This window comes from Streptomyces sp. TS71-3 (genome assembly GCF_018327685.1).
In the GTDB taxonomy this organism is placed as follows: Bacteria; Actinomycetota; Actinomycetes; order Streptomycetales; family Streptomycetaceae; genus Streptomyces.
Map to the genome: position 1 here is coordinate 3,843,961 of NZ_BNEL01000001.1, position 25,168 is coordinate 3,869,128.

General features: G+C 73.1%; 16 protein-coding genes and 1 pseudogene. 13 read left to right on the forward strand and 4 right to left on the reverse strand.

Features of this window, described 5'->3' with window-relative positions; genetic code table 11:
• Positions 1 to 9: 9 nt before the first annotated feature.
• Together Sm713_RS15520 and Sm713_RS15525 are read right to left on the reverse strand one after the other, a co-directional pair.
• On the reverse strand, positions 10 to 1,023 hold the full coding sequence (locus Sm713_RS15520; RefSeq protein ID WP_212910208.1) for a beta-propeller fold lactonase family protein: 1,014 nt from the start codon (positions 1,021 to 1,023) through the stop codon (positions 10 to 12).
• 354 nt (positions 1,024 to 1,377) lie between these two features.
• Positions 1,378 to 1,830: an Lrp/AsnC family transcriptional regulator gene (locus Sm713_RS15525; RefSeq protein WP_212910209.1), complete on the reverse strand. Its 453-nt coding sequence runs from the start codon at positions 1,828 to 1,830 to the stop codon at positions 1,378 to 1,380.
• A 110-nt stretch (positions 1,831 to 1,940) separates the two neighbouring features.
• Between Sm713_RS15525 and Sm713_RS15530 the strand changes: the two genes are divergently transcribed.
• Positions 1,941 to 2,558, forward strand: a complete 618-nt coding sequence (locus Sm713_RS15530; RefSeq protein ID WP_212910210.1) for a LysE family translocator — start codon at positions 1,941 to 1,943, stop codon at positions 2,556 to 2,558.
• A gap of 141 nt (positions 2,559 to 2,699) precedes the next feature.
• Positions 2,700 to 3,074 carry a PaaI family thioesterase gene (locus Sm713_RS15535; RefSeq protein WP_374196049.1) on the forward strand — a complete coding sequence of 125 codons (375 nt, stop codon included), beginning with the start codon at positions 2,700 to 2,702 and terminating at the stop codon, positions 3,072 to 3,074.
• An 85-nt stretch (positions 3,075 to 3,159) separates the two neighbouring features.
• Here Sm713_RS15535 and Sm713_RS15540 read toward each other — a convergent pair.
• Positions 3,160 to 3,779, reverse strand: a pseudogene (locus tag Sm713_RS15540) (methyltransferase domain-containing protein); the annotation flags it as partial.
• Between the two features lie 298 nt (positions 3,780 to 4,077).
• On the opposite strand from Sm713_RS15540, the gene Sm713_RS15545 reads away from it, so the two are divergent.
• The 8 genes from Sm713_RS15545 (at position 4,078) to Sm713_RS15580 (ending at position 18,475) form a co-directional block, all read left to right on the forward strand.
• Entirely contained in the window at positions 4,078 to 4,899 is an 822-nt protein-coding gene (locus Sm713_RS15545) for a TIGR03936 family radical SAM-associated protein (RefSeq protein WP_212910212.1), read from the forward strand.
• Positions 4,900 to 5,288: 389 nt separating this feature from the next.
• Positions 5,289 to 9,692, forward strand: coding sequence for an Rne/Rng family ribonuclease (locus tag Sm713_RS15550; protein WP_374195988.1), 4,404 nt, complete (start codon positions 5,289 to 5,291; stop codon positions 9,690 to 9,692).
• A 433-nt stretch (positions 9,693 to 10,125) separates the two neighbouring features.
• Complete coding sequence (rplU, locus tag Sm713_RS15555; RefSeq protein ID WP_212910214.1) at positions 10,126 to 10,446, forward strand: 50S ribosomal protein L21; 321 nt, start codon at positions 10,126 to 10,128, stop codon at positions 10,444 to 10,446.
• Between the two features lie 14 nt (positions 10,447 to 10,460).
• Positions 10,461 to 10,715 carry a 50S ribosomal protein L27 gene (rpmA, locus tag Sm713_RS15560; protein WP_212910215.1) on the forward strand — a complete coding sequence of 85 codons (255 nt, stop codon included), beginning with the start codon at positions 10,461 to 10,463 and terminating at the stop codon, positions 10,713 to 10,715.
• Positions 10,716 to 10,912: 197 nt separating this feature from the next.
• Positions 10,913 to 12,349: a GTPase ObgE gene (gene obgE, locus Sm713_RS15565; RefSeq protein WP_212912030.1), complete on the forward strand. Its 1,437-nt coding sequence runs from the start codon at positions 10,913 to 10,915 to the stop codon at positions 12,347 to 12,349.
• A gap of 733 nt (positions 12,350 to 13,082) precedes the next feature.
• Positions 13,083 to 14,579 (forward strand): bifunctional cytidylyltransferase/SDR family oxidoreductase, encoded by a 1,497-nt coding sequence (locus Sm713_RS15570; RefSeq protein WP_212910216.1) that lies wholly within the window; start codon positions 13,083 to 13,085, stop codon positions 14,577 to 14,579.
• Positions 14,580 to 14,847: 268 nt separating this feature from the next.
• Positions 14,848 to 17,046: a hypothetical protein gene (locus Sm713_RS15575; protein WP_212910217.1), complete on the forward strand. Its 2,199-nt coding sequence runs from the start codon at positions 14,848 to 14,850 to the stop codon at positions 17,044 to 17,046.
• A 220-nt stretch (positions 17,047 to 17,266) separates the two neighbouring features.
• Positions 17,267 to 18,475 carry a glycosyltransferase family 2 protein gene (locus tag Sm713_RS15580; RefSeq protein WP_212910218.1) on the forward strand — a complete coding sequence of 403 codons (1,209 nt, stop codon included), beginning with the start codon at positions 17,267 to 17,269 and terminating at the stop codon, positions 18,473 to 18,475.
• 166 nt (positions 18,476 to 18,641) lie between these two features.
• Here Sm713_RS15580 and Sm713_RS40425 read toward each other — a convergent pair whose 3' ends face one another.
• Positions 18,642 to 20,966, reverse strand: a complete 2,325-nt coding sequence (locus tag Sm713_RS40425; protein ID WP_249416305.1) for a hypothetical protein — start codon at positions 20,964 to 20,966, stop codon at positions 18,642 to 18,644.
• 406 nt (positions 20,967 to 21,372) lie between these two features.
• On the opposite strand from Sm713_RS40425, the gene proB reads away from it, so the two are divergent.
• From proB to Sm713_RS15605, 3 genes are all read left to right on the forward strand, one after another.
• On the forward strand, positions 21,373 to 22,530 hold the full coding sequence (gene proB / locus Sm713_RS15595; protein WP_212912031.1) for a glutamate 5-kinase: 1,158 nt from the start codon (positions 21,373 to 21,375) through the stop codon (positions 22,528 to 22,530).
• Between the two features lie 469 nt (positions 22,531 to 22,999).
• Positions 23,000 to 23,470 carry a hypothetical protein gene (locus Sm713_RS15600; RefSeq protein WP_212910219.1) on the forward strand — a complete coding sequence of 157 codons (471 nt, stop codon included), beginning with the start codon at positions 23,000 to 23,002 and terminating at the stop codon, positions 23,468 to 23,470.
• A 274-nt stretch (positions 23,471 to 23,744) separates the two neighbouring features.
• Positions 23,745 to 25,049, forward strand: a complete 1,305-nt coding sequence (locus Sm713_RS15605; protein WP_212910220.1) for a glutamate-5-semialdehyde dehydrogenase — start codon at positions 23,745 to 23,747, stop codon at positions 25,047 to 25,049.
• Positions 25,050 to 25,168: the final 119 nt, after the last annotated feature.

Here is a 25,168-nt window from a genome sequence, read left to right on the forward strand (position 1 = left end):
TGCGCTCATTCAGGATGAAGTCGCGCTGTGAGGCTTTTTCGGTGCGGCGGCTTTCGGGGTGATGGCCACGCCGAAAGGTCCGTTGCCGACGGGGACGGTGGTCGCGACGGTGTTGGTTTCGGTGTCGATCACCGACACGTTGTCGCTCAGCTCGTTAGCGACATAGGCGCGCTCGCCGTCCGGGGTGAAGGCGACGTTCCGCGGCCAGGTGCCGACGGGGATGGTGTGGGTGACGGTGTTGGTCCTGGTGTCGATCACCGACACGGTGCCGCTGTTGAGGTTGGTGACGTAGGCGAGCCGGCCGTTCGGGGTGATGCCCACGCCGTTGGGGAGGTCACCGCCGGTGGGGATGGTGGTGACGACGGTGTTGGTCCTGGTGCTGATCACCGACACGTTGTCGCTGGCGGCGTTGGCGACGTAGACATGCTGGCCGTTCGGGGTGATGGCCAGGGCGACGGGCCCGTCGGGGGCGGCGATGGTGTGGGTGACGGTGTTGGTCCTGGTGTCGATCACGGACACGCTGTCGTCGAGGTCGTTGGCCACGTAGGCGCGCTCGCCGTTCGGGGTGATGGCCACGTCTTCGGGCCCGTTGCCCACGGGGACGGTGGTCTTGACGGTGTTGGTCTTCGTGTCGATCACCGACACGCTGTCGCTGTTGAAGTTGACGACGTAGACGCGGTCGCCCTTCGGGGTGATGGCCACGCCGTTGGGCGCGTCGCCAACGGGGATGGTGTGGGTGACCGTGTTGGTCCTGGTGCTGATCACCGACACCGAGTCGCCCAGCTGGTTGGCGACGTAGACGCGGTCGCCTTTCGGAGTGATGGCCACGCCGTCGGGGCGGTCGCCGACGGGGATGGTGTGGGTGACGGTGTTGGTCCTGGTGTCGATCACCGACACCGTGTCGCTGTCGAGGTTGGTGACGTAGGCGCGGACGGGGTCGTCGTGCGCGGGCGCCTCCTGTGCGGCGGCGGGCGATGCCGCGGCGAGCGGGACCGCCAGGCCCGCGAGCACCGCCCATCCCACCCAGGCCCGCGCGACCCTCCCCCAGGTGCGCTCGTCCCTGTGGTGTCGCCCTGTGATTCTCGGTTCCGGCGTTCCCTGTACCGCGATAACTGACACGAAGACCTCCTGGAGTGCACTCGATGCCCAACCGGCGATGGCTGCGGCCGCTATGGGTCGGTATGCCCTGAAAGGGGTCTATATCGCGTGTCTGGGGCTGTATGGGCGATTCGAATCCCACATCAGTGAGATCGGGGCCGAGCACCAGGGGGCGGAGGCTCGTGTCGTGGTTTCCGTAGGCCGGTTGTCGCCGTCATGCCTGCTTCACAGGGGCGATCTCACGGCACCGCACGTGTCCCGGCGCCCCCCGGGCTACTGCTAGGTGGGCAGGGGGCGGTCGGCGACCACGTGCTTCATGACGAGCGTGGACGTCAGGCGCTCAACTCCGGGCAACCTCGCCAACTGCTGGTCGTAGAGCTGCTGGAAGGCTGCCAGGTCCGTCGTGGCGACCCGCAGGAGGTAGTCGGGCTCGCCGAACAGGCGCTGGGCCTGCGTCACATGCGGGACGGCGGCCACGGCCTCCTCGAACGCGCTGACGGTGTCGGGGGCCTCCCAGCGCAGGGTGGCGAAGACCACGGCTTCGAAGTCCAGACCGACGGCCGAGGGGTCCACGACCGCGCGGTAGCCGCGGATCGCACCCTCTCTTTCGAGGTCGCGGAGACGGCGGTGGCAGGGCGAGACGCTCAGCTTCACGCGGGCGGCGAGCTCGGTGATCGTCAGGCGGCCATCCAGCTGTAGCTCGGTAAGAATCTTCCGATCCAACGCATCCATGGGGAAGATTCTCCCTCAATGGAGCCGTTCTCGGGGTAAATGCGGGAGCACATTCCGGACGATCGAACCTAACCTTCCTCACGTAACGAAGCGCGTGAGAGGGGTGAGCCGTGGAGACGACCACGTTGACGGCATTCCTGGCCGTGGACCTGTTGCTGGTGATGACCCCGGGCGCCGACTGGGCCTATGCGATATCCGCGGGCCTGCGGGACCGGTCGGTCGTCCCGGCGGTCGCCGGGTTGGTGGCCGGGTACGCGGGTTACACGCTCCTCGCCGTCGCGGGCCTGGTCGTGATCGTGGCGAGCGCGGCGACCCTGCTCACCGCGCTGACCGTCGCCGGTGCCGGCTACCTCGTGTGGCTCGGGTGGGGTGTGCTGAGGCGGCCGGCGGCGCTCGCGGCCTCGGGGGTGGCCATGAGTTCCTCCCGGTGGCAGACGATGCTCAAGGGGGCCGGGATCAGCGGGCTGAACCCGAAGGCGCTGCTGCTGTACTTCTCGCTGTTCCCGCAGTTCATCCACCTCTCCGGTGGCTGGCCGGTCGCCGCACAGACCGCACTGCTCGGGATGCTCCACATGACCGCCTGCGCCGTCGTCTACCTCTCCGTCGGCCTGCTGGCCCGCACCATCCTGAAGTCCCGGCCGTCGGCCGCCCGGGCGGTCACCCGTTCCTCCGGTGCCATGATGATCGCTGTCGGGGTGTTCCTGCTGGTGGAACGCCTCGTCGGCTGATGTTTCCTGCCCACCCATACGTACACGGTGAAATCTCGTGGAATCCGCGAAAGGGAACACGTGGAAGAGCGGACGCAGCAGGACGAGGCCGGCCCCGAGGTGCAGGAGCGGATACGGTCCAGCTTCGGGCGCCAGGGGCTGATGGCCCACCTCGGGGCGCGGATAGCGCACATCGCGCCGGGGCGCGTGCACATCGTGCTCCCGAGCCGTCCCGAGGTCACCCAGCAGCACGGCTACTTCCACGCGGGCGCCACCAGCGCCATCGCGGACAGCGCGGGTGGCTACGCGGCCTACACGCTGTTCCCCGACGACACCGAGGTCCTCACCGTCGAGTACAAGATCAACCTTCTCTCGCCCGCCGTCGGCGACCACATCGAGGCCGTCGGAACCGTCCTGAAGTCCGGACGCACCCTCACGGTCTGCCAGTTGGAGGTGTTCGGCGTCCGGGGCGAGGAGCGGAAGCTCGTCGCGAACGGGCAGCAGACCCTCATCCGGGTGGCGCGGCCGGAGCGGTGACCCGGCCGCCCCGAGGCCGCTTTGTCGTACCGGCCGGGAGACGTAACGGCGGGGAGGGCCGCCTCGGCGTCGTGCCGTGCGGGCCTCAGCCCTGGCGACCGCAGCCTGAGGCGGCCTCGGCGTCCGCGACGGTGAGGGCGGGGTCCGCGGAGGTCTCGGCCGGGGTGCGGCAGGCGTCCACGCCGCAACGGCTCCCTGCGGGCTCGGACTCGTGGGCCGCGGCCCCGACGGTGGCGGTCGCCGGCTTGCCGGCCCGGACGATGGCCGAGTGCATGCCGTCGGCGACGGCAGGGTCGGATCGATGGTGACCTCGGTGAAACCGGCCGCCTCCAGGCCGTCGCGGTACTCCGTGAAGGAGAGGGCGCCCGCGATGCAGCCGACGCGGTCGCCGCGCTCCGCGCGCTGCTCGGGCGTCAGTGCGTCGTCGGCGACGACGTCGGACACGCCGATCCGGCCGCCCGGCCGCAGGACGCCGAACGCCTCCGCGAACACGGCCGGCTTGTCCGTGGACAGGTTGATCACGCAGTTGGAGATCACGACGTCGATGGTGCCGCCGGGCAGCGGGATCGCCTCGATGGTCCCCTTGAGGAACTCGACGTTCGTCGCGCCGGCCTTCTCCGCGTTGCGCAGGGCGAGGGCCAGCATCTCGTCGGTCATGCCGAGCCCGTACGCCTTGCCGGTGGGGCCGACGCGGCGTGCGGAGACCCGCCCGCAAGCCCTGTCACGCACGGTCGCAGGGGCCGCTCAAGGCGTCACGGGATCCCGTGGGGCCCTCTCCGGGGCCTCTCCGGCCCCGTGTGGGGAACTCCACGGCCACCTGGCGCGTACTCTTGAGGGAAGGTTCGGGCGCGTCTGAGTTCCGCCGGTGCGGAGCCGCACCCGGCCGGACGGCGACGGACGAGCGCCGCCGGCCACGCAGGGGTAAGGCGCCGCGGACCGCAGCAGGCAAGGAGACGTACCACTGGGCAAGCGACAGCCCGAAGGCCCGCCGCCCGCACCCGCGGTGCAGCGCATCCGACTGCGCTACACCAAGCGCGGCCGCCTCCGGTTCACCAGCCACCGAGACTTCCAGCGCGCCTTCGAGCGCGCACTGCGCCGGGCCGAGGTCCCCATGGCCTACTCGGCGGGCTTCACGCCCCACCCCAAGGTGTCGTACGCCAACGCCGCCCCCACGGGTACGGGCAGTGAGGCCGAGTATCTGGAGATCGCACTCGCGGAGCAGCGTGACCCGGACAAGGTGCGCGAGCTCCTCGACGAGTCGCTGCCGACCGGGCTCGACGTCATCGAGTCCGTGGAGGCCCGCACTCCACACCTCGCCGAGCGGCTCACCGCATCCGTGTGGGAGCTGCGCATGGCGGGTGTCACGCCGGCCGACGCCGAGCGTGCCGTGGCCGCCTTCAAGGCCGCGGACACGGTGGAGGTTCAGCGCAGGACCAAGAGCGGCATGCGGACCTTCGACGCCCGCGCGGCCGTCGTGGACATCGCGGTTCCCGGTACGGGGACGACGGGTCCCGGCAGCTTGGACACCGTGCCTGATAGGCCGGAGGCCCAGCCCTGTGCGATACTGCGCCTGGTTGTTCGGCACGTGACGCCTGCCGTGCGACCCGACGACGTTCTGTCCGGTCTCCGAGCTGTGGCCGACCTGGCGCCGCCGGTCCCCGTAGAGGTGACCAGGCTGGCGCAGGGGCCATTCGATGAGGAGAGCGGCACGGTGACCGACCCGCTCGCGCCCGACCGCGAGGCAGGCACGGCCGCCCCGGCCGAGGGGCCAGGGGCCGCCGCACTCGCCGCCGCGCAGGCAGCGGCGCCGGAAGGTCCCGCGTAGGACGGTCGTCGTAGCGCCGCCCTCGTACTCGGGAGCCACCTGGGTCGGGCAGCGCACCGACCAGAAGACTTTCGCCAGGCCGTTCGCACCGGCTTACGGAACCGGCGAGACAGGACACAGAGAGCTCCCGTGCGGCGCCCGCGCCCCGGAAGGCGGTCCCGCGTACAACACGCGGACCGCGGACGTCACCGGTACAGCGCGGCGCCCGGGAGCCTGACGGGAGAACCGCCCGCATGCTTGAGCCGAACGAACCCAATGAGGGCTCGGAAAACTTCATGACGACCCCCAGCGACACGCTCCCACCGCGTCGTCGCCGAGCAGCGTCCCGACCGGCGGGCCCGCCCGAGACCAGCGCGTCTCAGAACGGTGCCGAGCCGGAGGCCGCTTCCATGACCCTCCCCACCGCCGCGACCGGCGGCACGGGCCCGGCGTCCGAGCCGGCCGTCGGGGAACCCACCGATCCGCCGGCCGGTGACACCACCGCGTACGCCAGCACGCAGGCCGCCGACGCGCAGGCCGGCACCGAGGCCGTCGCCCCGGAGCCCGCCACCGAGCAGCCGGCCGAGTCCGCGGCACCCCCGCGGCGGCGCCGCCGTGCCGTCGCACCCGCCGGCACGCCGCCCAAGGGTGCGGAGTCGGCCGACGCCGCCTCCTTCACGGCACCCACCCCGGCCGTCGCCGAGACGACCGCATCCGTATCCGCCGCGGCGGAGCCCACCGCTCCCGCCAACGGTTCCGCACCCGACGCGCAGGACGCTCACGAGACCGGCGCCACCGGTACGGAGACCTCCGCCGCACCCTTCCGCCGCACGCGTCGCCGTGCGTCGGCGCCCGCGGGCGCACCGAAGGCCGCTGTCGCGGCCGAAACGCCCGCCGCCGGGACCGGCGAAGCCGCCGCGTCCGCCGGGGCGGAGACCGCACAGGCCGCCGAGGCCACCGCGGACAACGCAGAGCAGGCCGAGGACGCCGCGCAGGACGTGGCGCAGTCCCCGAGCGCCGAGCAGAGCGCCGACGACACCGAGGACGCCCAGGCCACCCAGGCCACCGACGACACGGAGGAGTCGGCCACCGCTGAGGACACCGAAGCCTCCGCCGGGACCGCCGCCTCTACCGCGACCGGCACGAAGACCCCGCAGGCCGGCACCACCGACGCCTCCGAGACCACCGCCGAGACCGCCTCCGTACCCGCCAGCCGTGCCCCGGCCGACGCCGAAGAGGCGGCCGGCGGCCCCGCGACCAGGCGCAGGAGGAAGCGGGCCGAGCGCGCCGCCTCCGCCCCCGAGACCTCCACCGAGTCCTCCGCCGGACCGGGCACCGAGCCCGCCGCGGAGACCGGCACCGAACCCCTCGCCGGACCCGGCACGACCCCCTCCGACGACGGCACCGACGAGCCCGCCGAGCCGCGCCGCGCGCGGCGCCGGGCGACGCGGAAGGCGGCCGGCGGCTTCGCGGAGCCGGGGCAGCAGACCGCGGCTGCGTCCGCGCAGTCCGCGGCCATGACGGCGCCGTCCGTGCCGCAGCAGTCCGAGACGTCCCAGCCGGGGCCCTCCGTGCCGTCGCAGCTTTCCGCCGCGGATCCGGACCGGCCGGTCGTGTCGGCACACGCGCAGGACGAGCCCGAGAAGCGGCCGGCACGCCCCGCCGTCGCCGTCTTCCAGGCGCCGGTGTTCGCCGAGCCCAGGTTCCAGACGCCCGAGCGTGCCGCCGCCGAGGCCGCCGCGGAGGCTGCCGACGAGGGCCCGGCTGCCGATGCCTCCGAGGACTTCGACGAGACGGAGGAGACGGAGAGCCGTTCGCGCCGCCGCAGGCGCCGCCGTGCCGCCGCCGAAACCCCCGCCGAGCGGCCCGCGGACGAGCCGGACTCCGACGCGTCCGGGCAGGACTCCGACGAAGCCGATGACGCGGCCGACGGCGACGACGGCGAGGAGACCGGTTCGCGCCGCAGGCGCCGCCGGGGCGGCCGCAGGCGCCGCCGCGGCGAGTCCGCGGACGGCGGCGACTCCGGCGAGCACGACGACCACGACGACGGCGACCGCGGGGACGCCGAGCACGGCGACGACGAGGAAGAGGCCGAGGGCGCCGAGCGGCGTGACGACTCCGACGACTCGGGTTCCAGCAGCAGCCGGCGCCGCCGCCGCAGGCGCCGCCGCGCGGGCGACTCGGGGTCCGAGGGAGGAGACTCCTCGGACGACCCGGAGCGCACCGTCGTCAAGGTCCGCGAGCCCCGCAAGAAGGACGAGCGGCCGACCAGCTCCGACGAGGTGCAGTCCATCAAGGGCTCGACGCGCCTGGAGGCGAAGAAGCAGCGCCGCCGCGAGGGCCGCGAGCAGGGCCGCCGCAGGGTGCCGATCATCACCGAGGCGGAGTTCCTGGCGCGCCGTGAGGCCGTCGAGCGCGTCATGGTGGTGCGCCAGCACGGCGACCGCACGCAGATCGGCGTCCTTGAGGACAACGTCCTCGTCGAGCACTACGTCAACAAGGAGCAGTCGACCTCCTACGTGGGCAACGTCTACCTGGGCAAGGTCCAGAACGTGCTGCCCTCCATGGAGGCCGCCTTCATCGACATCGGCAAGGGCCGCAACGCCGTCCTGTACGCCGGCGAGGTCAACTTCGAGGCCCTCGGCCTCTCCGGCGGCCCCCGGCGCATCGAGAGCGCGCTGAAGTCCGGCCAGTCGGTGCTCGTCCAGGTCACCAAGGACCCCATCGGCCACAAGGGAGCCCGCCTCACCAGCCAGGTCTCCCTGCCGGGCCGCTACCTGGTGTACGTGCCCGAGGGCTCCATGACCGGGATCAGCCGCAAGCTGCCCGACACCGAGCGTGCCCGCCTGAAGACGATCCTCAAGAAGATCGTCCCCGAGAACGCGGGCGTGATCGTGCGCACCGCCGCGGAGGGCGCGAGCGAGGACGAGCTCCGCAGGGACGTGGAGCGCCTCCAGTCGCAGTGGGACGAGATCCGCAAGAAGGCCAAGACCGGCAACGCCCCGACGCTGCTGTACGGCGAGCCGGACCTCACCGTCCGCGTCGTGCGCGACATCTTCAACGAGGACTTCTCCAAGGTGATCGTCAGCGGTGACGAGGCCTGGGGGACCATCCACGGCTACGTCTCGCACGTCGCCCCGGACCTCGCCGGACGGCTGACGCGCTGGACCTCCGAGACGGACGTGTTCGCCACCTACCGGATCGACGAGCAGCTCCTGAAGGCGCTGGACCGCAAGGTCTGGCTGCCGAGTGGCGGCTCGCTGGTGATCGACAAGACCGAGGCGATGGTCGTCGTCGACGTCAACACGGGCAAGTTCACCGGCCAGGGCGGCAACCTCGAGGAGACCGTCACCAGGAACAACCTGGAGGCGGCCGAGGAGATCGTCCGCCAGCTCCGGCTGCGCGACCTGGGCGGCATCGTCGTCATCGACTTCATCGACATGGTGCTGGAGTCCAACCGCGACCTGGTGCTGCGGCGCCTGCTCGAGTGCCTGGGCCGGGACCGCACCAAGCACCAGGTCGCCGAGGTCACCTCGCTCGGCCTGGTCCAGATGACCCGCAAGCGGGTCGGGCAGGGCCTCCTGGAGTCGTTCTCCGAGACCTGCGTGCACTGCAACGGCCGCGGCCTGATCGTGCACATGGAGCAGCCGTCCGCGGTGGGCGGCGGAGGCAAGCGCAAGAAGCGCGGCCGCGCCGCCGAGACCGTGCCGGAGCAGGCCGGTCCCGAGCCGCAGCCCGCCGACCGGGACCTGCCGGCCGAGACGGCCGCCGAGGTGGCCGCGGAGGTCGCCGAGCCGGTGGCGCTGCCCAGCCCCGAGTTCGAGCCGGACGAGGAGCTCTACAGCAGCGTCGCCGAGGCGGAGGCCGCCGCCGGACGGGTCGGGCGCCGCAGCCGCCGCCGTGCCACCCGCCGCGTGTCCGCCCCCGCGGGCGCGCCCAGGGTCACCGCGGAGGCGCAGGGGCGCGCCGAGGCCACGGCCAGGTCCGAGCAGGCCGCGGCCGAGCCGCAGGCGCTCGCCGAGCCCGAGGAGACCGCGAGCGAGCCCGGCCAGCCGCTGGCCGAGTCCGCGCTCGCGCCCGCCGCGTCCGCGCCGGCCCCCAGGGGCCGCGGCCGCCGCAGGGTGACCCGCGAGTCGGCGGCCCCGGCGGGGGCGCCGCAGGAGGCGGAGGTGACGGTGCCGGAGAGCGCGGCGCCGGAGCCCGAGGCCCTGCCCGCGGCCGAGCCGGCCGCCGTGGAGCCCGAGGGCGCGGAGGGCGCGGCTCCGGCCCGCCCGCGGCGCCGTGCCGTGCGCAAGGCCACCGCGCCGACCGCTTCCGAGGAGACCGCCGTCGTGGTCGTCTCCCCGGGCGCGGCAGCGGAGGCCGAGGTCTCGGAGGCCAACGAGGCCGCGGGCCGCGACGAGGAGGCGGCCGAGGAGGCCGCGGCAGCCGAGGCGGAGGAGACCGCGGAAGGCGCCGAGGCTCCCGAGGCACTTGAGGCGGAGGAGCCCGGCGAGGAGGCGGAGGACGCCGAGAGCGCCGCCGCGGCCAAGCGGGCGGCGCGCAAGACGGCGAAGCGGGCGACGGCGAAGAAGGCCGCCGCCAAGACGACGACCGCGGCGAAGAAGACGGCGTCCGCCAAGAAGACGGCCGCCAAGAAGGCCACGGCCGCCAAGAGTGCCGCCAAGAAGGCGCCCGCCGGGAAGACGGCGGCCAAGGCCGCCACCAAGAAGGCGGCGTCCGCGAAGAAGGCGTCCGCCAAGAAGTCGTCGAAGACGACGACGGCGGCCGAGCAGCAGTCTCCGGCTTCCGTTACGGCTTCTGCGGACGAGTGACGGTGCGTTGACCTGCGGTCCCTCGTGCCCCGGTCGGGGTGCGGGGGGCCGTCTCGTTCGCCACGACGGGGTTGGTTGCTCCCCCACTGCCTTGAGGGCGTGGGAGGTACCCCCATCCCCGCGCCCCTTCGGGTGCGGTCGTGCCCCTTGCGGTTGTCTGCCGGCCGCGGGCGGGTGGGGGTTGATCGCGCAGTTCCCCGCGCCCCCTCCGGGTGCGGTGGTCGGTTTGGTCGGGGGAACGTGGCCCGTGTAATCTTGGCCGTCGGCGTTTGTACGCCGCGCCTCTGAGCACCTTCCTCCGGATGGTTCCCCAAGGAGCCCGTCCGAAGAGGCCGTTCCTTCCGCCGGGGTCGTTCCCGTAGGTTGCCGGGTTCTGCCCGTGTGAGCGGCTGGCGTCAGAGGTCCCGCTTCGAGCACAGAGAGTGAGATCCGCGTGTACGCCATCGTGCGCAGTGGTGGCCGCCAGCACAAAGTGTCGGTCGGTGACATCGTTGAGGTAGACAAGATTTCCACGGCCCAGGTCGGTGACGCGGTGGAGCTCTCCGCGCTGCTGCTCGTCGACGGCGAGACCGTCACCAGCGACCCGCTGGCGCTGGCCGGCGTCAAGGTCCAGGCCGAGGTCGTGGACCACCACAAGGGCAGGAAGATCGACATCCTGCGCTACAAGAACAAGACCGGCTACCGCCGCCGGCAGGGCCACCGCCAGCAGTACACGGCGATCAAGGTCACCGAGATCCCCACGGCTGCGAAGTAAGGGACTGAGAACACATGGCACACAAGAAGGGCGCATCGTCCACCCGGAACGGTCGCGACTCCAACGCTCAGCGGCTCGGCGTCAAGCGCTTCGGCGGCCAGGTCGTCAACGCCGGTGAGATCATCCTCCGCCAGCGCGGCACGCACTTCCACCCCGGTTCGGGCGTGGGCCGCGGCGGGGACGACACGCTGTTCGCCCTGGAGGCCGGTTCGGTGCAGTTCGGCACCAGCCGCGGCCGCCGGGTCGTGAACATCGTTCCCGTCCCCTGACCGGCACCCTGCCGGATCAGAGCTGATCGGTACGGCACCGATCGCCACAGCCACTGCCGAAGGCGGACCTCCCTTCTCCCGGTGCGGGGAAGCGGGTCCGCCTTCTGCGTATGAAAGCCCCGGGGGACAAGGCCCCGGCGCACACCGCCGCGGCGCAGGACAGCCCGGCGAACCCTGACGTTCTGGAGGCACTGACCATGACCACCTTCGTGGACCGCGTCGAACTGCATGTCGCCGCGGGTAACGGAGGCCACGGCTGCGCCTCCGTGCACCGGGAGAAGTTCAAGCCCCTCGGCGGGCCCGACGGCGGCAACGGCGGGCGCGGCGGCGACGTGATCCTCGTCGTCGACCAGTCCGTGACCACGCTGCTCGACTACCACCACAGCCCGCACCGCAAGGCCACCAACGGCCGCCCCGGCGAGGGCGGCCACCGCGCCGGCAAGGACGGGCAGGACCTCGTGCTGCCCGTGCCGGACGGCACCGTCGTGCTCGGCGGGGACGGCACCGTCCTCGCCGACCTGGTGGGCCACGGCACCTCGTGCATCGCCGCACAGGGCGGCCGCGGCGGCCTCGGCAACGCCGCCCTCGCCTCGGCGCGCCGCAAGGCGCCCGGCTTCGCGCTGCTGGGCGAGCCCGGCCACTCCGGCGACGTGGTGCTGGAGCTGAAGACCGTCGCCGACGTCGCGCTCGTCGGCTACCCGAGCGCGGGCAAGTCGTCGCTGATCTCGGTGCTCTCCGCCGCCAAGCCGAAGATCGCGGACTACCCGTTCACCACCCTCGTGCCCAACCTGGGCGTGGTGACCGCCGGCGCCACCGTCTACACCATCGCCGACGTGCCGGGGCTGATCCCCGGCGCCAGCCAGGGCAAGGGCCTCGGCCTGGAGTTCCTGCGGCACGTCGAGCGGTGCAGCGTCCTGGTGCACGTCCTCGACACGGCCGCCCTGGAGTCCGACCGCGACCCGGTCTCCGACCTCGACGTCATCGAGGAGGAGCTGAGGCAGTACGGCGGCCTGGACGGCCGCCCCCGCGTCGTCGTCCTCAACAAGACCGACGTGCCGGACGGCAAGGACCTCGCCGAGATGGTCCGGCCCGAACTGGAGGCACGCGGCCACCGGGTCCTCGAGGTGTCCGCCGTCAGCCACAGCGGGCTCAGGGAGCTGTCGTTCGCGCTCGCCGACTTCGTCGCGCAGGCGCGCGCCGCGCGGCCCCGGGAGGAGAGCACCCGGGTCGTCATCCGCCCCAAGGCCGTCGACGACGCGGGCTTCAGCGTCACCCTGGAAGCCGACGGGCTCTTCCGGGTCCGCGGCGACAAGCCCGAACGCTGGGTGCGCCAGACCGACTTCAACAACGACGAGGCCGTCGGCTACCTCGCCGACCGCCTCAACCGCCTCGGCGTCGAGGACGAACTCCTGAAGGCCGGCGCCCGCCCCGGTGACGGCGTGGCCATCGGCCCCGAGGAGAACGCCGTCGTCTTCGACTGGGAGCCCACCATGCTCGCCGGCGCCGAGATGCTCGGCCGCCGCGGCGAGGACCACCGCCTCGACGCCCCACGCCCCGCCGCCCAGCGCCGCAAGGACCGCCAGGCCGAACGGGACGAGTCCGAGCGGGAGTACGACGAGTTCGGGCCGTTCTGACCCGCCCGCCCCGCCCATCCGGCGCCGGAGCCGTCCCGGCGCGGGGCCGGGACGGCGCGGGGCCGGGACGGCGCGGAAGCCGGCCCGGCGTCGGAGCCCATCCGGCGCGGGAGCCGGCCCGAGCCCGCTCGCCCCGGAGCGAGCCCGCCCTACCCGGTGCGGCCCCGCCCGGAGCGCGCGGCCTGTGCTGCGAAGCCAGGGCGCCAGCGACCCTGCTCGGCCGCCCCCGGAAGCCCGGCCGCTCTGTGAGTTACCTCTCTCAGCCTGAAGGTTACGTTCAGGTGACGAAATGGGCCTGGTCACACCCGTCGCCGGCGTGACGGCGAGGGCGCGGACACCGTTCAGCTCGGGGATCGCGGCCCGAACGGCTCCGGAGTGACGCGCGGAGAGTTTCACCCCGGGAGCGGGCACACTGGGAGCCGTAACTGCATATGCAAAGGTTCGGCTCTGCCATCGGTTTCCGGCGAAGAGTCTGCTGGTGGGTGCTTCAGGGCCGGGCGTGAACGCATACGGCTCCGCGGAATGATCCCGGCTGGGATCCGGTTCGGCGGTGCCGGATTCCCATGTGCAATCGATCACAGCGGCACGGGGGAGATCTGGTGGCCTCTGGCTGGCGCATCAAGGTGAACCAGCGATTGACGGCACATGTGCGGTACACATCGGTCACCTTGCATGGCGGTAACCGCGAGTGGGACCATCGCAAAGTTCCCAGTAGCTCCGAGGTAGGTAGCCCGTGTCCCAGGTCATAGCCAAGCCCCGCACCACAGCAGTGATCCTGGCCGGTGGTACCGGCCAAAGGGTGGGTCTGTCGATTCCGAAGCAGCTGCTGAAGATCGCCGGCAAGGCGGTCATCGAGCACACGCTCAGCACCTTCGAGCGCGCGGACTCCATCGACGACGTGCTGGTGCTGATGGCTCCGGGCTACGTGCCGGACGTGGAGAAGATCGTCGCCAAGGCGGGGCTGAGCAAGGTCACCACCATCATCGAGGGCGGCTCGACCAGGAGCGAGACCACCGAGCGCGCCATCGAGGCGCTGAGCGAAGGTCTGGCCGAGGGTGAGGACCGCAACCTCCTCTTCCACGACGCGGTGCGCCCGCTGATCTCGCAGCGCGTGATCGACGACTGCGTGGCCGCCCTGGAGCGCTACCAGGCCGTCGACGTCGCCATCCCGTCCGCGGACACGATCATCGTCACCCGCACGCACGGCGAGGACGGCGAGTTCATCACCGAGATCCCCGACCGGTCCCGGCTGCGCCGCGGCCAGACCCCGCAGGCCTTCAAACTCTCCACCATCCGCAGGGCGTACGAGATCGCGGCCGACGACCCGCACTTCCAGGCCACCGACGACTGCTCCGTGGTGCTGAAGTACCTGCCGGACGTGCCGATCCACGTGGTCGCGGGCGACGAGTTCAACATGAAGGTCACCCAGCCCGTCGACGTCTTCATCGCCGACAAGCTCTTCCAGCTGGCCTCCGGCGCCGCCCCCGAGCAGGCCGACGAGGACGCCTACCGCAAGCTGCTGACCGGCAAGACGATGGTGGTCTTCGGCGGCTCCTACGGCATCGGCAAGGACATCGCCGACCTCGCCGAGAGCTACGGCGCCAGGACCTTCGCGCTGGGCCGCTCCACCACCGGCACGCACGTCGAGAACCCGGAGCACGTCGACGACGCCCTCTCGCAGGCGTACGCGGAGACCGGCCGCATCGACTACGTCATCAACACCGCCGGCGTCCTGCGCATCGGCAAGCTCGCCGAGACCGGCAACGCCACCATCGAGGAAGCCCTCAAGGTCAACTACCTGGCACCGGTGCAGATCGCCCGCGCCTCGTACAAGTACCTCGCGGAGACCCAGGGCCAGCTCCTGCTCTACACCTCCAGCAGCTACACCCGCGGCCGCGCCGAGTACAGCCTGTACTCCTCCACCAAGGCCGCCATGGTGAACCTCACCCAGGCGCTCTCCGACGAGTGGGCGGGCGACGGCATCCGGGTCAACTGCATCAACCCGGAGCGCACGGCGACCCCGATGCGCACCAAGGCCTTCGGCCAGGAGCCGGCCGGCAGCCTGCTGTCCTCCGAGGCCGTGGCCCGTGCCTCCCTGGACGTGCTGGTCTCCGAGCTCACCGGCCACGTCATCGACGTGCGCCAGCAGGACCCCACCAGGCCGGCGCACCAGGCGTCCGGATTCGAGCAGGCCCTGGCCGCCGGCCTGGACAGGCAGGCGAGCATGTAGCGTTCCGCGACAATCCTGGACGAGGGCCTTCGGGGGCGCCATACGGCGATCTTGAGGGCCCGCGCCCGTCGGGGCCGGACTCCACACGGCCTGCACGGCACGCACGATCCGTGCACCTTCGGCCACCCGCGCCCGGCGCCCGGCCACACTCCGCGCACAGCGCGGGGCCACCCCGCCCACGTACCAGACCACGCACCACGAGACGGGTCCGGCCGCCCGGCCCGTACATCTGAAAAGCCGGTATGCCCCCCGAGAAGTAGGTCCTTCAGTGATATCCACCGCCATCCGCGTCGCCCGTGTGGGCAGCGCCGCCGAGCTCACCGCAGCCGTCCTCCTGTTGCTGGGGTACGCCGGCCTCACCGTGGCCGCGCTGGTACCGAGCGTGGGGGGCTTCGCGGCAGCGGGTGCCGTGACGTATCTGGCGGACAGATTCCTCCACCAGCGCGGGAGCTACCTGGTCAACCGGCTCGCCAAGATCCGCGCGGGCCTGTCGATCCGGTTCCTGGTGCGCGAGCTGCTGCTCATCCTGCTGCTGGCGCGGATGGACCTCTCCACCCACCCGATCTTCTACGGGGCCATCGCCTGCTTCCTGGTCTTCTTCGGCTTCCAGGCCCCGCACAGCGCGCTGACCACGCTGATCAAGCTGCGCCGCAGGCTGCCGGTGGCCACCCGCAACGTCGACCTGTCCAAGGTCCACATCCCGGACGCGCCGCCGCGGCTGCTCACCCACCGGGCCGCGGAGAAGATGCTGCACCTGGACATCGCCGCCGTCGTGGGCCTGCTCGTCGCGGCGGTCGCCGACATGTCCGCGGTCGGCTTCGCCGGCATCGGCGTCACCCTGCTGCTGGGGCTGTGCTACCTGCTCGCCCTGCTGCCCTACGTGCGCGGCAAGCGGATCCCGTCCAGCGCGGAGGGCGTCCTCGGCAAGGTGGACGAGTGGCTGCGCGAGTACCGGCCCGAGACGGTGCTCTACTTCTCCGGCTCCAAGGACTCCGCCTACCAGGTCAACATGTGGCTGGACAGCCTGGAGCAGCTCGACACCCGCCCCCTGGTGATCCTGCGCGAGCGCGTCATCCTGAAGAAGCTCGCCCGCACCAGCGTGCCCGTCATCTGCGTGCCCGGCGGCGTGCACCTGATGAACATGGACCTCTCGTCCGTCCGCGTCGCGCTCTACGCCGCGAACGTCGGCAAGAACATCCACATGCTGCGCGTGCCCACCATGAAGCACGTCTTCATCGGCCACGGCGACAGCGACAAGATCGCCAGCGTCAACCCGTTCAGCAAGGTCTACGACGAGGTGTGGACCGCGGGCCGCGCCGGGCGCGACCGGTACGCCCTCGCCGACGTCGGCGTGCGGGACGATGACATCGTGGAGGTGGGCCGGCCCCAGCTCGCGCCCATTCAGCCCGCCGGGAGCGGCACGCCGGGCGCAGCCGCCGAGGCCGAGGCCGGTGCCGAGCCGGGGAGGAGCACCCCTCAGGGCCGTGTCGCCACCGTCCTGTACGCGCCCACCTGGGAGGGCTGGGACGACGACCCGGGCAACACCTCGCTGCTGCTCGCCGGCGAGAACATCGTCCGGGGGCTGCTCGCGGCCGACCCCGCGGTGCGCGTCCTCTACAAGCCGCACCCGTTCACCGGCACCCGCAGCAAGGCCGCCAAGGCCGCCCACGAGCGCATCGTCGCCCTGGTGGAGAAGGCCGCCGCACAGCGCGACGCCGACCCCGCCTGGACCGTCGACGAGGAGGCCAGGACCGCCGCCCGCGCCGAGCTGGCCAGGATCGAGACGGAGCTCGCCGGCCTCGCCGGCGGCAACGACGAGCGCGACGAGGCGGAGGCCTCCCGCGACGGCATCGCGGACCCCGCGCGCGAGGCCCGCGCCAAGCAGCTCAGGGACGAGTGGAACGCCGCGTACTGGCGCTCCTTCCCGACCTGGCAGCACATGGTGATCTCCGGCGCGGAGCCCCGCCTCTACGACTGCTTCAACGTCAGCGACGCCATGGTCTCCGACATCTCCAGCGTCGTCTCGGACTTCATCGCCAGCGGCAAGCCGTACGCCGTCACCGACTCCGCCGAGCTCGGCGCCGAGGAGTTCAAGCGGCAGAACACCGCCGTGCGCGCCGCCGTGATCCTCTCCAACAGCGCGAACGAGCTGCCCGAGCTGCTCGCCGCGGTCCGGGACACCGGCGCGGACCCGCTCGCCGCGGCCCGGGCCGAACTCAAGGAGTACCTGCTCGGCCCGGACGAGCCGACGTCCATGGAGCGCTTCAACGCCGCGGTGCGCGCCCTCAAGGGCCGTGCGGAGGTGCGCAACGAGCGCCTGGGCGCCGTCACCGAGCTCGCCAGCATCCCCGCGCCGCGCGTCGAGCAGGACGGCGTGCCCGAGGAGGTGCCCGGCGAGGGGCCGGACGCGGAGTCCGACGCCGAGCCGGACGCGGCGTCCGCCGAGAGCGAGGCGCCGATCGCCTGATCCTCGGCCCGGTCACGGGCCGGCACCGGCCGGTCCTCCGTCCGGTCACAGGCGGAACCGCAGACCCGGTTCCGGGGCCATGCCCCGGGGCCGGGTCTTCGTATGCACGTGCGCGTGACGTACCTCACGTGAGGGAAACGGATCATGCATACAACGTGAACGCCCGGTGGCCTGTCTTCCTGGTGACCGTTGGAGGAAAGCAGAAAATCTGGGGGGCCGGATGAACGTTCCTGACGTGAGCGTCATTGTCGGGGCATACGAGGCGATGCCGTACCTGATCCGCTGTCTGGAGTCGGTCGAGGCGCAGACGCTGCCCGCCGACCGCGTCGAGGTCATCGCCGTCGACGACGGTTCCACGGACGGGACGGGCGAGTACCTGGAGAAGTTCGCGGAGCGCACGGACCTCTCGGTCCGGGTGGTCAGGCAGGAGAACTCGGGCGGCCCCAGCGGCCCCCGCAACGTCGGCCTGGGCCTGGCCCGCGGCCGCTACGTCTTCCTCCTCGACGCGGACGACTATCTCGGCGACGAGGCGCTGGAGCGGATGGTCGCGATCGCCGACCGGAACGGCACCGACGTGGTGCTCGGCAGGATCGAGGGGGTCAACCGCGGGGCCCCGAAGTCCATGTTCAGGAACGGCGACGTTCCCCGCACCGACGTCTTCTCGTCGAACATCAAGTACACCCTCAGCGCCCAGAAGCTCTTCCGGCGCGCGCTGATCGAGCGGCACGGCCTGCGGTTCGACGAGTCGCTGACGACCGGCGAGGACGCGCTGTTCACCATGGACGCCTACCTGCGCGCCGACGGCGTCTCCATCGTGGCGGACCACGCCTGCTACCACCTGGTGGGCCGCGAGGACGGCAACCACGCGACGAAGCGCGGCAGCCACGTCCCCCGCTTCGACTCGGCGCGCGCCCTGATGCGCCTGATCGCGGAGCGGGTGCCCGCCGGGCCCCGCCGCGACACGCTCATGATGCGGCCGCTGGTCATCACGCTCCTGCCGCAGTTCGGCCCCTCCTTCCTGAAGCTCGACGAGGAGACGCGGCGGGAGAAGATGGAGCTGGCCAGGCCCCTGATGGACGCCTACTGGACGGAGGGCGTCGCCGCCCTGCTCAAGGTCGACCAGCGGCTCAGGCTGCACCTGGTGGCGAAGGGCCGCGCCGATCTGCTCGCGGACGTCCTCACCTTCCTCAAGGGCAAGAAGTCCCCGGCGGCGGTCCTCGAACGCCGCGGCCGCCGCGCCTACCTGGCCTACCCGCACTTCCGCGACGCGGCCGCGGGCATCCCGGACTCCGTCTACACGCCGTCCGCGGGGGAGACCGCCGCCATCCCCGGCCTGAGGCGCAGACGGCGAAGGCCCGGCCTGCGCACGGCCCGCCGGGTGGCCCTGCGGGTGTGGCGGGGGCGGAGGAGGGACCTGACGGCGTCCTGAGGGCGTCCTGAGGGCGCGGGCGCCAGGGGCCGGTCCCGGGTGTGGGGCTGGGTGGGGCTGGGTGCGGGGACGACGGTCCTGGGCGTCCGTCGCCAGTGCGTGGGTCGGCGCGGCGCGGGGCGCGCGGGTGGGGCGGGGCGACCGGCGTGTCGGCCGGGTCCGCGGCTCAGGGGCGGTGCCGGGCCGGGCGGATGTCCTGTACGCCCGTCTGAGGCTCTTTCGTGCCGGACCCGGACACCTGCTGCCCCGGGATCTCCGCGGGCTCCTGAGCGGCCATCCGCCCCCGCGCGGGGGCATGCCCGCGTGCCGCCGCGCCCGCCTGGCCCGGCACCGTGGACGCCGAGCGGCGGGTCATGCGCGAGCGGCGCCCGGCCGCTTCCTCGCACAGGGCCCGCGCCGCCGCGGCGAACCGGACCGCGGACGGCGGCTCCGACGGGCCGAGCAGCCGCAGCTTCAGCTCGGCACGCGCGCGGGCCAGCTCGTCCTCCGCCGGGTTCCGGGCGCTCCGCAGTAGGGCGGGCACCTGGCCGGCGTCCGGGCCGAGCACCGTGGCCGCCCGCACCGTCGGGAACGCCTCCCGGAACTCCTCTTCCGCCAGCCCGCTGGTGTTCGCCACCGCGTACGGCTTCCCGCTCGCCAGGAAGTCGGAGATCACCGAGGACACGTCGCCGATGAGCAGGTCCGCGTGGTTGAAGCAGGAGTACAGCCCGGGGCGGGCGCCCGTGAGGACCTGGTGCCGTCCGGCGGGCGGTGCGGCCCAGTAGGCGTCCTCCCACGCCTCGGCGGCCCTCGCGACCGTTGCCGCGCGGCCGGGCTCCGGGGCGCCCTGGAGCAGCATCCGCTCCACGTCGTCCGCCGCGCGCCGGAAGACCGCGGTGGTCAGCCGGTCGAGCTCCGCGGTGCGCAGGGCCAGCTCCGCCGCGGCACGCCTGCCGTCGTGCCGCGGGTCACCCGTGGGGCCGCGCCGCCGGTCGCCGCCAGGGTCCGGCTGCCGGTCCCGGCCGGGCCGCCGCTCTCCGGCGCCGTCCGCCCACCGCTCCCCGCCACCCGCTCCATCCGCCGCCGGCTCGGCGTTCGCCGCGCGGATCATCGCCTGGATGCGCTCGTTCGCCTCGCGCGCCCTCGGATCCACCGAGCCGGTCAGGGGGTGCGGCCGGTACAGCAGTCGCACGCGCACGTCGGCGAGCAGTGCCCGTACGACGTTCTCCCCGGCCTGGACCACCGACGTGTTGCCCGGGTCGCCGTCCCAGCCCTCCCAGGTGGGCGCGTACAGCACGGTGAGGCAGCGGTCGGCGCCCCTCCCGGCGCCCCTCCCGGCGCCGTTCTCGACTGCCGCGCCGCGCGCGTCCGTGCCGTCCGCGGGCCGGACGGCGTCCAGCTGGGGCCGTCCGATCTCGACCACGTCCGCGTCGTCGACGCCGACGTCGGCGAGCGCATAACGCGCGCGTGCCGCCGGGCCCGCCACCCACACCTGGTCGTACGCCTTCGCGTACGGGTTGCAGGACGACAGCTTGTCGCTCTCGCCGTGGTTGACGAAGGCGTGCTTCAGCGTGGGGACCCGCAGGATCTGCGACGTCTTCCCGGAGTTGGCCGGATGGATCAGCATCTGGAGGGTGGAGCGCTCCAGGCGCATCAGGTGGGCCACCTTGGGGACGCACACGACAGGGATGTCCGTGGCGGCGATCCTCTGCACCATGGGGCGTTCCCGCAGGACGATCAGGGGGCGGCCGTCGAGCCGGGCCAGCGGCTCCAGCCACATGTTCGCCTGGTAGGCGGAGGAGGCGCCGCCGGAGAAGTACATGCCGACCGTGGGCCGGTACCGGGCGAGCCAGGCGTCGAACCATGCCAGCACCTCCGCCTCGCCCGGCGCCCTGCGGCCCGGCAGCAGGTGCAGCAGCAGCTCGCCGAGGCCCGCCGCCGCACACCCGACGGACACCGCGACCCCGGCCGCGGCCGCCACCGGCAGGCTCGCGGCCACGGCGACCAGCAGTCCTGCCGTCGAGGGCAGCCCGAACAGCAGTACCCGGTGCCCCGGGCGGCGCAGCAGCAGTGCCGGGGGAGCCGGTCTCAGCCCCAGCGCCGAGGCGTCCACGTTGCGGGTGACGACGGGCAGCGTCCGGCTCCGGCGGACCAGCAGGGCCACGGCGTGGGTCGCGAAGTGCAGCGCGTAGAAGGACAGCAGACCGTAGACGATCGGCAGGTGACGGGCACCCGGCTCCGCGCCGTCCAGTCGCAGTAGGCCCGTGACCAGGAACAGGTCGCGCAGCGCCGCCCGGAGCGCGGTGTCCGCGCGGACCCGGGCGAGTGCTGTCCTCACGCCGCGCTGCCAGCGGTACAGTACGGCCTCCATCGCGAGACCCACCACCGCCGAGGAGATCAGCAGCGGCACACGGGGGAGCACCGCACCGGCCGCCAGCCCGGCGAAGGACGCCGCCGGCAGCAGGAGGGCGGCGAGCCGGGCGAGGCGGCGGAGGCGGCCGGTGGGAGGCATCGGGGGTGCTCCTGCTCCAAGCGGTACGCGCGCGTGCCGCCCTCCGGTGGTACGGAGGGTGCCGCCCCGGGCGGGGCCGGCCGCGCTGTCTGCGGTACGTGGTCGTGCTCCACGCTCAACGCACCGGACGGCGGCTTGGTAATGGCCACGGGATGATGGCCACCGCGCTGATGGACCGGCGTGGTGGGCCGCAGTGATGGACCGCGCTGATGGACCGCAGTGATGGACCCGCGTGGTGACCAGGGGTTGTGGCAGTCCACCGACTGGACGCCGCCCGCGCCCCGCACCCCGCCTCACGTAGATTGCTGACGTCTGCACGGACCGGCAGGCGGGCACCACGATCAGGCACGACCATGGGGAGCGCGGTTCAGGGGTGAACGAGGGCGATGGCATCCGCAGGGCCTCGGTGGTCGACGCCCGCCGGGTCGTGGTCAAGGTCGGCTCCTCCTCGCTGACCACCGCCGCGGGCGGCCTGGACGCCGACCGCGTGGACGCACTCGTGGACGTGCTCGCCGCGTGCCTGCCGGCAGGCGGGCCGGCCCGCGCGGGCGCCGCCGAGGGCCGGGCACGCCGGGGCCCGGGCGAGCGGGAGATCGTGCTCGTGTCGTCCGGCGCGATCGCCGCGGGACTCGCCCCCTTGGGGCTGCGCCGCCGGCCCACCGACCTGGCCCGCCAGCAGGCCGCCGCCAGCGTCGGCCAGGGACTGCTGGTGGCCCGCTACACGGCCTCCTTCGCCCGGTACGGCGTCCGCGTCGGCCAGATCCTGCTCACCAGCGACGACACCAGCCGCCGCGCCCACCACCGCAACGCCGCCCGCACCCTCGACAAACTGCTCGCCATGGGCGCGCTGCCGGTCGTCAACGAGAACGACACCGTCGCCACCGACGAGATCCGCTTCGGCGACAACGACCGCCTCGCCGCCCTCGTCGCCCATCTCGTGCACGCCGACCTCCTGGTGCTGCTCTCGGACGTCGACGGCGTCTACGACGGCGACCCGGGCCTGCCGGGCAGCACCCGGATCGCCGAGGTGCGCGACCCCGCCGACCTGGACGGCGTGCCGATCGCCGGCAGCGGCCGGGCGGGCGTCGGCACCGGCGGCATGGTCACCAAGGTCGAGGCAGCCCGGATCGCGGCCGCGGCCGGCATCCCCGTCGTCCTCACCTCCGCGAGCCGGGCCGCCGACGCCCTCGCGGGCCGGGACACCGGCACCTACTTCCGGCCCGCCGAGCGGCGCTCCGCCGACCGGCTGCTCTGGCTCCAGCACGCCTCCACCCCGCAGGGCGCCCTGATCCTCGACGACGGGGCGGTCCGGGCGGTCGTGGAGGGCCGCAAATCGCTGCTGCCCGCCGGCATCAAGGGCGTCGAGGGCGACTTCACCGCGGGCGACCCCGTCGAGCTGTGCGACAGCTCGGGACGCGCCGTCGCTCGGGGACTCGTCAGCTTCGACGCCAAGGAGATCCCCCGGCTCATCGGCCGCTCCACCCGCGACCTGGCCCAGGAGCTCGGGCCCGCCTACGAGCGCGAGGTCGTACACAGGGACGACCTGGTCCTGCTGCACCCGTAGCCGGCGGCCGGTGAGCGGTGAGTGGTGGGCGGTGGGCGGTGGGCGGTAGCCCGGGGCCCGGGGCCGTAGCCCCGGCCGGCAGCGCGTAGCCCCTGGCCGGCGGCTCGTAAGCGCTGCCCCGCGTGCGCGGGCGCGCAACGGACCGTGCCGTGGTAGCGGCGAGGCCGGCTCCGTAGCGGTAGCGCGTGCGTGCACGGGCGCGCGGCCCGCGCCGCGGCGCAAGGCTCTCCCCGCACGGCCCCCGAGCCGTCGTCCGAGGAGCGCGGGAGTCCCGGCCGCCCGCGGCGCGGAATCCGGAGGTCCGCCGCGTCCCGCCGGCCAGGACGGACGGGCCACCCTGCCGGTGTGTACGTTCCGCAAAAGCGCCCCGCGGCACCGCTCGGCCTGCTCAACTTTGAGCAGTGAATTCCGCTCGACCTCCCCGAACGCCCTCGGCGGCCCGGGAGGTACCCCCAGCAAAGGAGACCCCGTGAGACGAGCACCCGCAGAGGCGGCGTCCCGCGGCGGCGGTGCCCCCCGCGCCTTGACCGCGGTGGGCCATGGGCGGCCCCTGGTGAGCGTCGCGGCCGAGGAGCCGCTGCACGACGCCACCGATCAGGCGCCCCGCTTGTGGCACATCACCCTCAGTGTCTCCGGCTCGGAGGCCCCTCTCAAGGACGTCAGGCAGGGCCTTGAGCAGCTCGCCCAGGACCACCCCTTCCTGCTGACCAGCCGGTATGCCAACGATCACGCGGAGATCCGCTACTGGGAAGAGGCCCGCGACCTGCACGACGCCGCGGCGGTGGCGCTGCGGCTGTGGGGCGAGCACCGGCAGACCGCGAAGCTTCCGCCCTGGGAGATCGTCGGCCTGGAGGTCATCGACCGGGAGACCTACCACCAGCGCCTGGCCGCCGGCCACGGCCCCCTGCCCGCTACACCGGTCGGCGTGCACCCTTTCTGAGCCCGTGCCTTCCGGCGGTCCTGAACCTGTGCGTCCCGGTGGCTTCGCCCGCGCCCTTCAGGCCGCCCACCCCGCCCCGGGCGCAGGCCCGGCCGTGGGCGCCGCCCGTTCCCGTGCACGCCCTGACCGCCGCTCCCGCGACCTCCGATGCCCGTGCGCGCCCGCTCCGGCGCCACGCGCCCGTGCGCCCCCGTCTGCCGCCGTGCCCCGGCCGGCCGTCTCGGGGTGTGGAACACCGCGTGGAACGCCACCCGGGTCGCATTACGCTGCCAGCATGACGTCGCTCTCCGAGAACTTCACGGGCTCGCCGTACGACTCGATGTCCCCGGTCGCGCAGGCCGCCTACCGGTCACGCGCCGCCGCGGCCGACCTCGCGCCGCTGCCGCGGGCCACCAAGGACGACGTACTGCTGGCCATCGCGGACGCCCTGGAGGTCCGTACCAGCGAGATCGTCGAGGCCAACCAGCTCGACGTGGCCGCCGCCCGCAAGGCCGGCACCGGTGACGCGCTCGTGGACCGCCTCACGCTGACCCCGAAGCGGGTCCGCGCCATGGCCTCGGACGTGCGCGACGTCGCGGCCCTGCCCGACCCGGTCGGCGAGGTGGTCCGCGGCTCCACCCTGCCGAACGGCATCGACCTCCGCCAGGTCCGCGTCCCGCTCGGCGTGGTCGGCATCATCTACGAGGCCCGGCCCAACGTCACGGTCGACGCCGCGGCCCTCTGCCTCAAGTCCGGAAACGCCGTCCTGCTGCGCGGCTCCTCCTCCGCCTACCAGTCGAACACCGCCCTGGTGCGGGTGCTGCGCGACGCGGTCGGCGGCGCCGGGCTGCCCGCCGACGCCGTCCAGCTCGTGCCCGGGGAGAGCCGCGAGTCCGTACGGGAGCTGATGCGCGCCCGGGGCCTCGTCGACGTCCTCATCCCCCGCGGCGGCGCCTCCCTGATCCGGGCGGTCGTCGAGGAGTCCAGCGTCCCCGTCATCGAGACCGGCACGGGCAACTGCCACGTCTACGTCGACGCCCAGGCGGACCTGGACATGGCGGTCGACATCCTGATCAACTCCAAGGCCCAGCGCCCCAGCGTCTGCAACGCCGCGGAGACCCTCCTCGTGCACCAGGACATCGCGGCCGCCTTCCTGCCGCGCGCCCTGGACGCCCTCGCCGAGGCAGGCGTGACGGTGCACGCGGACGCGCGCGTGCTCGCCTATGCCGAGGGCTCCAAGGCCACGGTCGTGCCGGCCACCACGGACGACTGGGAGACCGAGTACCTCTCCTACGACATCGCGGCCGGCGTCGTCGACTCCCTGGACCGGGCCGTGGAGCACATCAGGCTGTGGTCGTCCGGGCACACGGAGGCCATCGTCACCACCTCACAGCAGGCCGCCCGCCGCTTCACACAGCTCGTCGACGCCACCACCGTCGCCGTGAACGCCTCGACGCGGTTCACGGACGGCGGCCAGTTCGGCTTCGGCGCCGAGATCGGCATCTCCACCCAGAAGCTGCACGCCCGCGGTCCCATGGGCCTCCCCGAGCTCACCAGCACCAAGTACATCGTCACCGGCGACGGCCACACACGCCCCTGACCTCGGCTGACACGGCTGCCCCCGGATCCGGGCCCGGAGACCGGGGGCGGCTCCGGGGCTGCGGCGCGCCGTCTCGCGCCGTCTCACGAGCCGGGAGAATTTCCTTACCGTCTGCCCAA